The 14177-nt window shown below is 59.7% G+C and carries 13 protein-coding genes and 2 tRNA genes; 5 read left to right on the top strand and 10 right to left on the bottom strand.

Translation table 11 applies throughout. The annotated features are described in order from the left end of the window. Window positions 1-307: 307 nt before the first annotated feature. From QQF73_RS17210 to QQF73_RS17170, 9 genes are all read right to left on the bottom strand, one after another. Window positions 308-384 (bottom strand) — tRNA-Met (locus tag QQF73_RS17210). 92 nt (window positions 385-476) lie between these two features. After that, the gene (gene ychF, locus QQF73_RS17205) at window positions 477-1568 is read right to left on the bottom strand and encodes a redox-regulated ATPase YchF (protein ID WP_219868566.1); all 1092 of its coding nucleotides are present in this window, start codon (window positions 1566-1568) and stop codon (window positions 477-479) included. An 81-nt stretch (window positions 1569-1649) separates the two neighbouring features. Continuing rightward, on the bottom strand, window positions 1650-2240 hold the full coding sequence (gene pth, locus QQF73_RS17200; protein WP_285368963.1) for an aminoacyl-tRNA hydrolase: 591 nt from the start codon (window positions 2238-2240) through the stop codon (window positions 1650-1652). A gap of 21 nt (window positions 2241-2261) precedes the next feature. Beyond that, entirely contained in the window at window positions 2262-2912 is a 651-nt protein-coding gene (locus QQF73_RS17195; RefSeq protein WP_219868564.1) for a 50S ribosomal protein L25/general stress protein Ctc, read from the bottom strand. Window positions 2913-3078: 166 nt separating this feature from the next. Then, window positions 3079-4029 carry a ribose-phosphate pyrophosphokinase gene (locus QQF73_RS17190; protein ID WP_219868563.1) on the bottom strand — a complete coding sequence of 317 codons (951 nt, stop codon included), beginning with the start codon at window positions 4027-4029 and terminating at the stop codon, window positions 3079-3081. A 52-nt stretch (window positions 4030-4081) separates the two neighbouring features. Further along, a tRNA-Gln gene (locus tag QQF73_RS17185) sits at window positions 4082-4156 on the bottom strand. 19 nt (window positions 4157-4175) lie between these two features. Next, the gene (gene ispE, locus QQF73_RS17180) at window positions 4176-5063 is read right to left on the bottom strand and encodes a 4-(cytidine 5'-diphospho)-2-C-methyl-D-erythritol kinase (protein WP_285368961.1); all 888 of its coding nucleotides are present in this window, start codon (window positions 5061-5063) and stop codon (window positions 4176-4178) included. Next, window positions 5036-5677, bottom strand: coding sequence for a lipoprotein insertase outer membrane protein LolB (lolB, locus tag QQF73_RS17175; RefSeq protein WP_219868561.1), 642 nt, complete (start codon window positions 5675-5677; stop codon window positions 5036-5038). Before lolB ends, ispE begins: the two co-directional genes overlap by 28 nt. Continuing rightward, window positions 5677-7422, bottom strand: a complete 1746-nt coding sequence (locus QQF73_RS17170) for a tetratricopeptide repeat protein (RefSeq protein ID WP_285368960.1) — start codon at window positions 7420-7422, stop codon at window positions 5677-5679. The genes lolB and QQF73_RS17170 overlap by 1 nt, the downstream gene beginning before the upstream one ends. 236 nt (window positions 7423-7658) lie before the next feature. On the opposite strand from QQF73_RS17170, the gene hemA reads away from it, so the two are divergent. From hemA to QQF73_RS17150, 4 genes are read left to right on the top strand one after another with little or no spacing between them, the layout of a single operon-like run. Further along, window positions 7659-8948 (top strand): glutamyl-tRNA reductase, encoded by a 1290-nt coding sequence (hemA, locus tag QQF73_RS17165; protein ID WP_219868559.1) that lies wholly within the window; start codon window positions 7659-7661, stop codon window positions 8946-8948. Continuing rightward, entirely contained in the window at window positions 8945-10033 is a 1089-nt protein-coding gene (prfA, locus tag QQF73_RS17160; RefSeq protein ID WP_219868558.1) for a peptide chain release factor 1, read from the top strand. Before hemA ends, prfA begins: the two co-directional genes overlap by 4 nt. Beyond that, a complete protein-coding gene (prmC, locus tag QQF73_RS17155) occupies window positions 10023-10913 on the top strand; it encodes a peptide chain release factor N(5)-glutamine methyltransferase (RefSeq protein WP_219868557.1) in 891 nt (296 codons plus the stop codon). Before prfA ends, prmC begins: the two co-directional genes overlap by 11 nt. Beyond that, complete coding sequence (locus tag QQF73_RS17150) at window positions 10903-11652, top strand: HesA/MoeB/ThiF family protein (protein WP_219868556.1); 750 nt, start codon at window positions 10903-10905, stop codon at window positions 11650-11652. Before prmC ends, QQF73_RS17150 begins: the two co-directional genes overlap by 11 nt. Before the next feature lie 132 nt (window positions 11653-11784). Here the strand turns inward: QQF73_RS17150 and phrB are convergent, their stop codons facing one another. Beyond that, window positions 11785-13185 (bottom strand): deoxyribodipyrimidine photo-lyase, encoded by a 1401-nt coding sequence (gene phrB / locus QQF73_RS17145; RefSeq protein WP_285368958.1) that lies wholly within the window; start codon window positions 13183-13185, stop codon window positions 11785-11787. A 155-nt stretch (window positions 13186-13340) separates the two neighbouring features. On the opposite strand from phrB, the gene QQF73_RS17140 reads away from it, so the two are divergent. Then, on the top strand, window positions 13341-14150 hold the full coding sequence (locus QQF73_RS17140) for a hypothetical protein (RefSeq protein ID WP_219868554.1): 810 nt from the start codon (window positions 13341-13343) through the stop codon (window positions 14148-14150). Window positions 14151-14177: the final 27 nt, after the last annotated feature.

Genomic DNA, 14177 nt, shown 5'->3' with positions numbered 1-14177 from the left:
GGAACAGGCTCCGGAGGTGCTCAAGAGGGGCAGGGCAGGCGCTGTCCTGATCCCCAAATTGCTTGTCGCCGGATAAATGAAGGATTATGAAGGCACTTATTACCAGCAATACGCCGGTCGGTTCGGGGTGTCTTTTTACATTGCTAAGAAGCATGAAAAGACCGGTCTCACCGATAAGCTAAAGAAGGCTGTAAAAGAATGCAGTCTGGCTAAATAGCGAAGTTGTGGCGTGCCAGGGACCGGCCGGGGAAAGTGGCAGAATCAACAAAAAAGGGCCACGACGTGAATCGTGACCCTTCTCGAATACTGGTAGCAAGGGGCGGAGTCGAACCGCCGACCCCAGCATTATGAGTGCTGTGCTCTAACCAACTGAGCTACCTTGCCATTTCGCTTTGGGCTTCGCCCCAAACGAGGCGCGTATTTTCAGTATTTGGGCCCATGCTGTCAAGGCTTCGGGCCCATTTTTTCCTGAAAAGTTAGACGTTGAAGCGGAAGTGGATAACGTCGCCGTCCTTGACGATGTAGTCCTTGCCTTCCAGGCGCCATTTCCCCGCATCCTTGGCGCCGGCTTCGCCGTTGTACTGGACGTAGTCGTCGTAGCTGACCACTTCCGCCCGAATGAAGCCGCGCTCGAAGTCGGTGTGGATCACACCTGCCGCCTGAGGCGCCGTGGCGCCGATTTTTACGGTCCAGGCGCGTACTTCCTTCACCCCGGCGGTAAAGTAGGTCTGAAGGCCCAGGAGGCCGTAGCCGGCGCGAATGACCCGGTCCAGGCCGGGCTCTTCCATGCCCATTTCATCCAGGAACATGGCCTTCTCGTCGTCTTCCAGTTCCGAGATCTCTGCTTCCAGCTTGTTGCAGATCGGCACCACCACGGCGTTTTCGGATTCGGCGATTTTTCGCACGGTGTCCAGGTGCGGGTTATTCTCGAAACCGTCCTCGTTCACGTTCGCGATGTACATGGTCGGCTTGACGGTCAGCAGGCACAGTTCCCGCACCAGGGCCATCTGGTCTTTATCCAGGTTCATGCTGCGCACCGGCTTGCCTTCGTTCAGAACCGGCAGCAGCTTCTCGAACATTTCCAGCTGGGCCTTGGCTTCCTTGTCACCACTCTTGGCAACCCGCTGGACACGCTTGATCGCCTTTTCCACGGTGTCGAGATCGGCCAGGGCCAGCTCGGTGTTAATGACGTCGATATCGGAGGCGGGATCCACCTTGTTGGCCACATGGATTACATTGCCGTCTTCAAAGCAGCGCACGACGTGGGCGATGGCGTCGGTCTGGCGGATGTTGGCGAGGAACTGGTTGCCCAGGCCTTCGCCCTTGGAAGCGCCCGCCACCAGACCGGCGATGTCGACGAATTCCATGGTGGTGGGCACCACGCGCTCGGGCTTCACGATCTCGGCCAGCTTGGTCAGGCGAGGGTCGGGCATGGCCACCACACCGGCGTTCGGCTCGATGGTGCAGAACGGGAAGTTTTCCGCGCCGATGCCGGATTTGGTCAGTGCGTTGAACAGGGTGGATTTGCCGACGTTGGGAAGGCCGACGATGCCGCAGTTAAATCCCATGGAATGCCTCTGCTGGTACGGAAAATTTGGGCGGATTATACCGGTGTCTGCCGGTGGGTGCGAGTAAGGGGAAATGCCCCCTCAGGGCGCGGGCTTGAAGCTGTGCAGCCGGTTCATGGCCGCGGCCAGTTTGCCGCTGGCGGCATCCGGCAGCACCCGTATGACTTCGTCGAACACCGCGTTGAGCTCTTCGGTTTCCCGTTTGCCGAGCCGGCCCAGTACAAAGCCGGTCACCTTGCGGCTGTCGCCGGGATGGCCGATACCCAGGCGCAGACGCTGGAAATCCCTGGTGCCGAGATGGGCAATGGTATCCCGCAGACCGTTGTGGCCACCGTGGCCGCCGCCTTTCTTGAGCTTGGCGGTACCAGGAGGCAGGTCGAGTTCGTCGTGGGCAACCAGGATCTGTTCGGGAGCAATCTTGAAGAAGTCCGCCAGTGCCTTGATGGACAGGCCGCTGCGGTTCATAAACGTCGAGGGATTAAGCAGGTGCAGGTCAAGACCTTGCAACTGGATGCGGGCGTAGAGCCCGTGGTATTTCTTTTCGGGGCGGAGCGTCTGGCCCGCATGGCGGGCCAGCGCTTCGACGAACAGGGCGCCGGCGTTGTGGCGGGTATTCTCGTAGTCAGGGCCGGGGTTTCCCAGACCGACCACCATGACAATATCCTGTGCCATTCGCCGTTGCCCCCGGAGTGTTTACTCCTTCTCTTCGCCGCCTTCTTCGCCTTCTTCACCTTCTTCCGCTTCTTCGTCAGCTTTGGCGCCGCGCGGCTTGTGAATGGCGACAACCGGCAGGTCGTGATCTTCGCCCTGCAGCAGGGCTGCAACACGAACGCCTTCCGGAAGTTTCAGGTCGCTCAGGTGAACTACCTGGTCCATGTCAACGGAACTCATGTCGACTTCGATGAACTCGGGCAGGTTCTGCGGCAGACAGATCACTTCCACTTCGTTGATCTGGTGGTTGGCAACGCCGCCCTGAAGCTTGATGGCCGGTGCTGTTTCTTCGTTGATGAAGTGCAGCGGTACGTTGACGTGGATCTCGTGATCCTTGTCTACGCGCAGGAAGTCAGCGTGGGTCAGGATAGGCTTGTACGGGTGACGCTGCAGATCCTTCAGGATCACGCTTTCTTTCTTGCCGTTCAGCTCAATGGTCAGAACGTGAGAGAAGAATGCTTCGTTCTCCAGAGCCTTCTTCAGCTCGTTGTGCCAGATGGCAACCGGAGTCGCATCCTTTTTGCCACCGTAGATGATGGCCGGGATTTTCCGTTCCTCACGACGCAGGCGGCGGCTCGCACCTCTCCCCTGATCGTCACGAGGAAATGCTTCGATAACAAATTCCTGAGACATGGTAATAACCTCAATCGTCACCTGAACTGCCCGCGACCAGGCGTTGGATCAGGTGATGTTTCTGAAAAGCCGGATTTTTCCGACTGACTAAAAGAGTCGGGAGCCTGATTAGGCTCCCGACCCGATAACTGCTTGTTTTGCCTGAAAACTAAAGCGTTAAATTCGCTCAGGCATTGTCGAACATGGCGCTGATCGATTCTTCGTTGCTGACGCGGCGAATGGACTCCGCGAGCAGACCGGCCATTCCGAGGACGCGGATTCTATCACAATTCTTCGCTTTGTCACTCACCGGAATGGTATCGCAGACTACCAGCTCATCAAGCTCGGAGGCGTTGATGTTGTCGATCGCCGGACCAGAAAGAACCGGGTGGGTGATATAGGCCACTACGCGTGCCGCACCATGCTCCTTCAGAGCTTTGGCTGCCTTACACAGGGTGCCGGCGGTATCAATGATGTCGTCGACCAGGATGCAGGTCTTGTCTTTCACGTCACCGATGATGTGCATGACCTGCGACACGTTGGCCTTCGGCCGACGCTTGTCGATGATGGCGAGGTCTGCATCGTCCAGCTTCTTGGCCACAGCGCGGGCGCGAACAACGCCACCGACATCGGGGGACACCACAACGAAGTTCTCAAAGCGCTGCTTCTCGATGTCTTCGAGCATGACCGGGGTGGCGTAGATGTTATCCACCGGGATGTCGAAGAAACCCTGGATCTGGTCAGCGTGCAGGTCGACGGTCAGGACCCGATCCACGCCGATGCTGGAGATCATGTCTGCAACGACCTTGGCGCTGATAGCTACCCGTGTTGAGCGTACCCGGCGATCCTGGCGCGCGTATCCATAATAGGGGATAACGGCAGTGACTCGTGTCGCGGAGGCACGGCGAAGTGCGTCGGCCATCACGATCAGTTCCATCAGGTTATCGTTAGTGGGGTAGCAGGTCGGCTGGATGATGAAAACATCATGGCCGCGAACATTCTCATTGATCTCAACGGTGGTCTCGCCGTCGCTGAAGCGACCTACAGTGGCCTGACCCATGGGAATGTGGAGTTTCTGCGCGATGGCTTTGGCAAGCTCGGGGTTGGCATTGCCAGCGAAAATCATCAGTTTGGACACGACGGCATCCTTCTCAGTATCGGCGTTTGATTCAGAAGAAGCGGGAGAAAGGTGGCTGGGGTGGCAGGATTCGAACCTGCGCATGACGGGATCAAAACCCGTTGCCTTACCACTTGGCGACACCCCAGTATCGTGCTTTTTAGGCATCATTTCAGCTCTGTTAGCTTTTTGTGTAGAGGTGAACTGTTCACCCCTTTAGCTACGAACCCCGTGACGCCGGAGGGTTTGCTTTCCCAGATAATCCGGGCTGCGGATTCTGTCGGGAAACGTCCAAATATGCAAGCCCCGGTTCCGGTTAATCTTGCAGGTCCGAATTGTGCAAGCCATTCCAGGCTTCGGTTAACCTCAGGATACAGTTTTCGAACCACATCCTCACAGTCGTTTCGGTACCTCGAGGCGTCTCCCTCAAAAGCGGGCGCTATTTTGATTCTCGGGGTGTTCCTTGTCAACCCTTCCTCGGAAAAAATCTTGCCAGTATTGATGTTGCAGGCGGGCTTCAGAATCACGAACCAGTCCTCCGGCGGGTTGGCGGGCGTCAGCTTCTCGCCAACGCCTTCGCCAAACGCGGCGTGGCCCCGCACGAATACCGGAACGTCTGCGCCGAGGGCGAGCCCGAGTTCGGCCAGTTCATCAATGGACAGGTTCAATTGCCAGAGATGGTTCAGGCCCAGCAGCGTGGTGGCGGCGTTGGAGCTGCCTCCGCCTAGGCCGCCTCCCATGGGCAGGCGTTTGGCGACCCCGATATTGACTCCGGGCAACGGCCCGGACACGCTTGCTGCCAACGCCTTGGCTGCCCGGACGATCAGGTTTTCGTCGTCCGGTACGCCGGACACCGAGTCGGTCAGGCGAATTCCGGGCTGCTCTGGTGTCAGGGTGAAGGTGATGTCGTCGCCAAAGTCGAGAAACTGAAACAGGGTCTGCAGTTCGTGGTAGCCGTCGGGCCGGCGGCCGACGATGTGGAGAAACAGGTTCAGTTTGGCCGGTGACGGCAGGGTAAGGCTGGCGGTCACTGTTCCGCCTCGTGCCGGTTCCATTCACTGACAACCAGACGAACACGCTTGTCGTCCTTCAGGGCGGTGATTTTCGCGGGCAGGGTGGGGTGGTCGGGCAGGAACTGCTGCCACCGGTCATAGCGGATTTCCCAGCCGGCCTGACGAATCATGGCAAGCTGGCTGCTTTCATCAAACAGCAGTCGGAAATCGTCACCTGGTGCAGGTAGGCCGCGAATCCACCAGACCAGGTGGTTCAGGGGCAGTTGCCATCCGGTGGCGGCTGCCACCAGTGCTTCAGGGTCTCCGGAGCGGTAGGTGTCGCCGCTGGGTAGTGTCAGCTCGATGAAGCCGGGTACGCCTTTGAGGGTGGTGCTGCCCATTCCGAGGAAGGAGGAAGACAGTGCCAGGTCGTAGGCTTCACCGTTCTGGATCCAATAGTTGATCAGGGCCGTGCCGCTGTCCGAAGGCTGGCGCACGGCCAGCTTACCCATCAGGCGCCAGTGATCGAAACGGCTGAGCTGCTGGCTCCGTTCAGCCCAGTTTGCGGGTGGCTGGTCAGTCATGCCCTCGGGTAGCGGTTCCAGCTGGATGGTGGTGCAGGCCCCCAGCACAGCCAGCAGTGACAGTATCAGCCAGAGGCGGAACGATTGAACCATCAAAGATCACCGTTATCGGTCAGCCGCTGGATGGTCTCCCGAAGGATATCGTGATCGGCATCCTGCTTCAGTCCTTCTTTCCAGACGATGCGGGCCTGTTCCTCGGCTCCGCTCGTCCACAGTGCCTCGCCATAGTGGGCGGCCACTTCCGGGTCCGGGTAAGCCGACCAGGCTCGGGCCAGATAATCCAGGGCCGGCTTGAGCTGCCCTTCCTGGAAAAGGACCCAGCCCATGCTGTCGAGAATGGCCGGGTTCTCCGGGTCCAGGGCCAGCGCGCGCTCAATGTAATTGCGGGCTTCGGAGAGTCGGTCAGTTCGGGTGGTCAGGATATAACCCAGGGCGTTCAGTGCCACCGCGTTGCCGGGATCCTCGTCAATGATCCGTTTGAGGTCATCCTCTGCGCGGCCTGGCTGATTGAGGGTGTCCAGCAGCATGGCGCGGGCGTAACGGATCTGGATGTTGTCGGGATGTTCTTCCAGGGCTTCGGTGGCGGTTGCCAGTGCATCCTGTTGCTGATTCTGGTCGAGCAGCAGGTTCACTTCCAGGAGCCAGAAGTTCTCAGCCTGCTGGGGGTTGGCTCCCTTGAGGTTGCGAATGTTGGCGACCGCTTCATCGAGTCGGTCGTCAGCAGCCAGCAGGGCGCTGGTCCGGGCCAGCGCCGGGAAATAGTAGTTACCCTGGGTCACACCCGAATAGTAGCCGATCGCCTGCTGGGTATTGCCGGCTTCGTCCTCGATGCGCCCCAGATAGTAGTTGGCCTCGTTGGTGTGATGGCCTTGCTGGACCAGGCTCTTCAGCTCTCTCTTTGCCAGATCGGTCTGGCCGTTCTCCAGGGCTACCAGTGCGTGGGAGAGCAGCAGGCTCGGGTTGTTCGGGTATTGTTTGGTCAGGCGGTTGAATTCGTCCTGGGCTGCCTGTAACTCGCCCTCGCCTATCAACATCCGGCCATACAGGGTGCCCATCTGGCGATTGGCCGGGAAGCGGCGGGTGTTGACCATCAGGTAGTCGAGTGCCTGTTGTTTTGCATTCGCCTGGTACAATAGGTCGCCTTTGAGGATGATTGCCGGCTGGAAGTTGGGGTGAGCCTCGAGCAACGGGTCGAGCCGGTCGAGTGCCTGCCCGGGATCGCCAATCGCTTTCAGAAGCAGGGCGATGCTGTATTCCAGTTCCGGCGAATACGGATGACGTTCCGCCAGTTCCTTATAGAGGACGAGCAATTCCTGCTGTTCTTCTGGGGGCAGGTTGCCGGCCAAGGCGGCCAGACTATCGAAATCCGCGTCGCCACCCTGATCCATGATTTTTTCCATGTAGCCGAGGGCAACGTCCAGCTCTTTTCGTTTCACGGCCTGGATGGCGGAGACCCGAAGCGCCTTCGGGTTGTCCGGATCGACTTCGAGCCAGAGGTCCGCAAGCTGCTTCTGGGCGTTATCCCCGTTCAGGGACTGGGCAATCCGCATGGCGCGTTCGATGACGCCAGGGTCCCGGGATTTCTGGGCCGCCTTCAGGTAGTTGACGAGGGTGACGTCGAAGCGGCCTCGCTGGGCGGCAATCTCTCCGGATAATAGAAGGTAGAGAACTTCCGGCTCGAAGTCAGCGTACTGGATGCTGTCTTCACTGGGAGCTTCTGCCTTGGAAGTGGCGGGCTCTTCTGTGTCCGGTGCTTCCTTGGGGCCCGTGAGGCCGGCACAGCCTGCGAGAGAGAGGCCAATCAGGCAGCTAACCAAAAACGGTGCGGATTTGTGCATGCAACTTCCCGTGAATCTGTCGACAACGCATCAGAAATAATTGCCAATCTGCTACTTTTTTTGAGCTGGATCGGCTCGTGGCCTCGGCCGGTTCCCTATAATGGCATAAGCGTCTGATCTTGCCCAACCTGTCCGCACTTGCCGAAGCGCTCAGGCATTTGGGTGGCAGTGGAGGGCGCTGACCGTTAAAATGTCGGCAAATACCCCCTGTTCGCATAAGGTTGTTCACCTACGAGATGGCACTTGTAACGCTCGGAATCAATCATCGCACCGCTCCGGTCGAGTTGCGCGAACGCGTTGCGTTCACGCCCGAGCGCATGGCCGAGGCGTTTGCCGAGTTGCGGGCTGCGTCGGGTGCGTCTGAAGCGGCCATCCTCTCAACCTGCAACCGCACCGAGCTCTACCTCGCCGGCGACGACGACTGTGCCCCATCGGTGTTGCGCTGGCTCGCTGGATTCCATGATCTGGATGCCGCCGAGCTGGAACAGTCTCTTTATGTGCACCGCGATGCCGACGCAGTCCGGCACGTCATGCGGGTAGCGGCGGGGCTGGATTCGATGGTTCTGGGAGAGCCACAGATTCTTGGCCAATTGAAAGACGCCTACGCCCTGGCCAGGGAAAACGACGCCAGCGGATCGTTTCTGTCCCGGTTGTTCGAGCAGACCTTTTCGGTGGCCAAACGCGTGCGCACCCAGACCGCGATCGGCGAAAACCCGGTGTCGGTGGCCTACGCTGCCGTCAGCATGGCACACCACATCTTTGCGGACTTGGCCCGCAACAAGGCGTTGCTGATCGGTGCCGGCAAGACCATTGAGCTGGTGGCGCGACACCTTTCCGACGCCGGGGTGAAAGACTTTCTGGTTGCCAATCGCACGCTGGAGCGGGCCCAGGAGCTGGCGCAGTCCTACGGCGGCAAGGGCATCCTGCTCTCGGAAATCCCCGACCACCTGACTGACGTCGACATCATCATCTCCTCGACCGCCAGCCCCCTGCCGATTCTGGGCAAGGGGGCGGTCGAGCGCGCGTTGAAGAAGCGCAAGCACAGGCCTTATTTCATGGTGGATATCGCTGTGCCCCGGGACATTGAACCGGAAGTGGCCTCCTTGGCAGATGTCTATCTTTATACCGTGGACGATTTGCGCCTGGTTATTGAAGAAAATATCCGGTCTCGCGAGGGAGCCGCCCGGGAGGCCGAAAACCTGGTGGCCGCTGGCGTGCAGGATTTCCTGAACCAGCTACGTGCCCTGGACGCCGTATCTACCCTCAAGCAGTTCCGTCAGCGCGCCGAAATCCTGCGCGACACCGAAACTGAAAAAGCTCTGCGCACGCTTCGCAACGGCGGCGATCCGGAAACGGTACTGCGCAGTCTGGCTCGAGGCCTTACCAACAAACTTCTGCATGAACCGTCGGTTCAGGTCCGCAAGGCGACCACCGAAGGGCGTCCCGAGGTGACCGAATGGCTGCGTGAATTGCACCAGCTGGATGTTCTTGAGGCAGACGAGCCGACCACCCCGGAAAAACTATGAAACCATCGATCCAATCCCGCCTCGAACAGCTCACTGACAGGTTCGAGGAGGTCAGCGCGTTGCTCAGCGATCCCTCCGTTATTTCCAATCAGAACCAGTTCCGTGATCTTTCCCGGGAGTTCTCGGAGATTGAACCGATCGTGCATTGCTTTGAGGCATGGCGCCGTTCTCTCGATGACATCGAGGAAGCCAGGGAGCTGGCGAAAGACAGCGACGCAGACATGCGTGAGATGGCCGCCGATGAATTGGACGCGGCCCAGCATAAGAGCGAAGAGCTGGACGAAGAATTGCAGCGCCTGATGCTGCCCAAGGACCCCAACGACAGCAAGAGTATCTTTCTGGAGATCCGTGCCGGTACCGGCGGCGACGAAGCCGCTATTTTCGCCGGCGACCTGTTCCGGATGTACAGTCGGTATGCCGAGCGCCGCCGTTGGCAGGTGGAGGTCCTGAGTGAGAGTGAGGGTGAGCACGGTGGCTACAAGGAGATTATCGCCCGGGTAGCCGGCGAAGGGGTCTACGGTGCCATGAAGTTCGAATCCGGTGCCCATCGGGTGCAGCGGGTGCCGGAAACCGAATCCCAGGGCCGTATTCATACCTCGGCCTGCACGGTGGCGGTGATGCCGGAAGCAGATGAAGCCGAGGCCGTGGAAATCAACAAGGGCGACCTCCGGGTCGACACTTTCCGGGCATCGGGAGCCGGTGGTCAGCACGTCAACAAGACCGACTCGGCCATCCGGATTACACACCTGCCCACGGGTATCGTGGTGGAGTGCCAGGAAGAGCGTTCCCAGCACAAGAACCGCGCCAAGGCCCTGAGTTTTCTGGCGTCCCGGCTGCAGAATGCGGAGATAGAGCGTCAGCAGAAATCGGTGGCTGAGACTCGCAAGAGCTTGGTGGGCAGTGGCGACCGTTCCGAGCGTATCCGTACCTATAACTTCCCCCAGGGCCGGGTCACCGACCACCGCATCAATCTTACCCTGTATAAGCTGGATGAGGTCGTGTCCGGGGATCTGGATGCGGTTATTGTTCCTCTGCAGCAGGAACATCAGACTGAGCTCCTGGCCTCCCTTGCCGATGACCAGTAAACCCTCACTGACCTGTGAGAGCCTGTTGCAGGAGGCGGCACGACGTATTGCCGGTGAAACCCCGAGACTGGACGCGGAACTGCTGCTGAGCCACGTAACCCGGCTTGGCCGGACCAGTTTCCGGGCCTGGCCGGAGCAGGAGATTTCCGCCACCCATGCGGCCCGATTCGAGGAACTGGTGTCCAAACGGGTGAACGGAACACCCGTTGCCTACCTGCTTGGAAACCAGGAATTCTGGTCCCTTCCTTTACACGTCAGTTCATCCACGCTGATTCCCCGGCCCGACACCGAATGCCTGGTAGAGGCAGCGCTCAGCCTGCCACTTCCGGTCAGTGCCCGGGTGCTGGATCTGGGGACTGGCACCGGTGCCATTGCCCTGGCGCTGGCCAGCGAACACCGGGAATGGCAGGTGAGCGCCTGCGACTGTGTGCCAGAGGCGGTGGAGCTGGCGCAGCGGAATGCCCGGGAACTGGGCCTTCCGGTCAGTGTGACGCAGAGTTCCTGGTTTCGGGGGCTGAGCGGCGGCCCGTTCGATCTGGTCGTCTCTAACCCGCCTTATATTGCCGCCGAGGACCACCACCTTGAACAGGGCGATGTCCGCTTTGAGCCGGCTTCGGCGCTCGTGTCCGGTGCCGATGGTCTGGACGATCTGCGAGTGATCATCAATGAATCCCCGGACTGGCTCGAGGCAGGAGGCTGGTTACTGGTGGAACACGGTTTCGACCAGGCCGCAGCGGTTCGTGCGCTGTTCGAAGCCCGGGGATTCGTGGCGGTTGAAAGCCGGAAGGACTACGGTAATCAAGAGCGAATGACACTGGGGCAGTGGCCACAGGGCGCTGCCTTGCCGGATCAGGAAACAGGAGACCAAGATGCTCAGTGATGACGAGCTGCTTCGCTACAGCCGACAAATACTGATGCCCCGATTCGACGTGGCCGGCCAGGAAAAACTGAAATCCGGCCGGGTGCTGGTTCTTGGTGCCGGCGGCCTGGGCTGCCCGGTAGCACTTTACCTGGGCGCTGCGGGCGTCGGACAGATGACGCTCGTGGATGATGATGACATTGAGCTGGCAAACCTCCAGCGCCAGATTGGTTTCGAGCAGTCGGAGCTGGGCGACTCCAAGGCGGAGGCGCTGGCGGCCCGCGTACGCCGGATCAACCCCCTGGTTTCTGTCACCGCACTGAACCAGCGCCTGGACGGCGATGCCCTGGACCGGGCCGTGGAAGAGGCCAGCCTGGTGGTGGACTGCAGTGACAATTTTGCCACCCGTTTTGCCCTTAATCGCGCCTGTGTTGCCGCCGGCGTGCCGCTGGTATCCGGTGCGGCCATTCGAGGTGAGGGGCAGTTATCAGTTTACGATTCCCGGGATGAAAGCAGCCCCTGTTACCACTGCCTCTACCCTGAGCAGGGCAACGAGGACCTGACCTGCTCGGAGGCTGGTGTGATCGCGCCCCTTGTGGGCATGATCGGAGCAGCCCAGGCGATGGAAGCGATCAAGGTGATCTCCGGAGTTGGCCGGCCGCTGATTGGCCGGCTTCTGATTCTGGATGCCTGGGACATGCAGTGGCGCGAGATGAAGCTGGCCCGGGATCCGGAATGTCCTGTATGCAGACCTTCGTAATCGGATAGCATCGGACTGGAAGGCCTCTCCAAAACCGTGCGGAGCCATGGATGGCGGAGCCGAGCGGACAGGGAGGTATTCACAGCGTGTTTTGGAGAGGTCTTCCGTTTCGCTGCTGCACCAGTCCCGAATTCACTCCTTTAATGCCTGAAACTTCGCAATAGCCTCCTTCCGGCTTTCCTTCAGGTCTACGATCGGTTTCGGATAACCGCCGGGAATCACGCCGCCTTTGCCGGGATCGTGAATGCGTTTGGCGTCAAGCTTTGCCAGCTCGGGCACCCACTGGCGGATAAAATCGCCCTTCGGATCAAAGCGCTCGCTCTGGGTCACCGGATTGAAGACCCGGAAATAGGGCGCGGCGTCCGTTCCCGTCGACGCGCTCCATTGCCAGCCACCGTTGTTTGACGCCAGGAAGCCGTCCACGAGCCTGGACATGAAATAGGCTTCGCCCAGGCGCCAGTCGATGAACAGGTTCTTGGTCAGGAACATGGCGGTGACCATGCGCAGGCGGTTATGCATCCAGCCGGTTTCATTCAACTGGCGCATGGCTGCATCGACGATGGGAATGCCGGTATTCCCCGCCTTCCAGGCTTCAAACTTCTCGCCCGGGGTATTCCACACCAGGGCTTCGGTTTCCGGCTTGAACGCCCGATGCATACTGACCCGGGGATAGTGGTACAGGATGTTGACGTAGAAATCCCGCCAGGCGATCTCGTTGATCCAGGTCATCAGTCCTTCCTGGTTGCCGCCCATGCCCTGGGCCTGACGCGCGGCCAGGAGGCACTGGCGGCCGGAAAGGACGCCGTTGGCCAGGTAGGGGGAGAGCTGGCTGGTCCCGTCAATGGCGGGGAAGTCGCGATCGTTCTTGTAAGCTCCGGCCCGTTCGCCCAGGAACGACTCCAGTTGGCTGTGGGCCGCATCCTCACCGGTTTCCACCAGTGCCGGTGGTGCATCCCGGAACGGCTCCGGGATGTCGTCCATCCGTTCAGGGTTGATTGGAGTACCGTGGGCCGGCGGGATCGGGAATGCAACCGGTTGGGTTTCCTCGACCCAACTGCGCCAGCGTCGCGAAAAGGGAGTGAAAACGGAATAGGGCTCCTGCTGCTGGGTGAGTATTTCGCCCACCGGTGCCACGGTCTGATCGCGATACTTGCTGACTCCGATGTCCAGATTGTCCAGCCGGTGTTTCAGAGCCTTGTCCCGTCGCCGTTCGTTGACGCCGTACTCCTCGTTGAGGTGCACCCGGGAAATGTCGTTGTCGCGACAGAACTGCTCGAGCCGGTCCACGCTGTCCTCGAATCGCTTGGCCATGATGAATGTCAGCGGAATGCCCAGTTTGGCGAGTTCCTCGGACAGCGCGTTGGCGTGAGCGATGACAAACTGCGCTCGCGCGGGCGACCAGTCGTGCTCCAACCATTGCTCTGGGGTCACTAGAAAACAGGCGCGTAACTCGGATGCTTCCTTGCAGGCGGCAGTGAGAGCAGGGTTGTCAGCAATCCGGAGGTCGTTCCGGAACCAGACCAGATGTTTCATGGGAAGTCCTGTGTCGCGTTGTGCATCCGGGCATAAGGGTAAATACATGCCAGTGTTTCAATAAAATCACAGACTTGGATATTCGCTGAGGTGCCATGATTGGATTATAGTAAGTTGAAATTGCCCGCAAGACTGTAAGGAGAAACGTGGCGCAGATGGAATCCGAAACCGAAGGGCGGCGTGATGGCGTATGGGCCCAGCCCTATCACTTGGCTTCCGGGCAGACCCAGTACCACCAGTTAGGGCAGGTACGCCTCTGGGTGACCCTGCTGGATCAGGAATGGCAGGTTCGCGCCCAGACGATGGAGCCGGACACCGATCCGGTGACCTGGACTGAAACCGTTGGTCATACGCTGCCATCATCCGATGTGCCGCTCCAGCGTTTTATTCGCTCGGGTGAAGCCGAAACGGTTACATTCATCCCCGCTGTTGCCGCCCTGCCTACCGTGATTCGTCCCTATCAGTCACTCACGATTCCAGCCGACGGGAGCTGCGTCATCTACGTTGGTACAGTGCTCTGGATGAAAGTCTGCGTCGGCAAAGAGCAAACCGTGCTGACCGAGGTTCCCCTCGGTGTCCCGTCATTGACGTGGGTTGGGCGCAATACCATGGAGGGGGAACTGTGTTATTCCTCGTCCAGCTATGCCCGTCTGGTCCTTGAAGCCGTGCCTAAACGGCCCTGGCGCGCAGTTACACCCGTGACCATCGTCAACCGGCGCGAGGAACCGTTGTTGCTGGAGCGTTTCAGCCTGCCGACGCCGTTGCTATCCCTGCACCTGAATGAGCGGGGCCAGTTATGGACCCCCGGCGTGACGGTGGAGTGCGAAACCGAAATGAACTCGGCGAGCCTGCGCGTGGAGCACACGCTGCTGGCGGAAGCCGGTCCGTGTCGGCAAGTCGGGCCGGCCCGTGAAAACATGGCCCGGGGCAGACTTGTCCGGGCCTTTGATCGAATGTTTGGTTAATCCCCTAGGGAGTCGAAGTCTTGTTGG

The organism is Marinobacter albus (assembly GCF_030238305.1).
GTDB lineage: Bacteria > Pseudomonadota > Gammaproteobacteria > Pseudomonadales > Oleiphilaceae > Marinobacter > Marinobacter albus.
The sequence above is the reverse complement of the archived record's forward strand: the minus strand, read 5'-3'. Positions and strand labels throughout refer to the sequence as shown.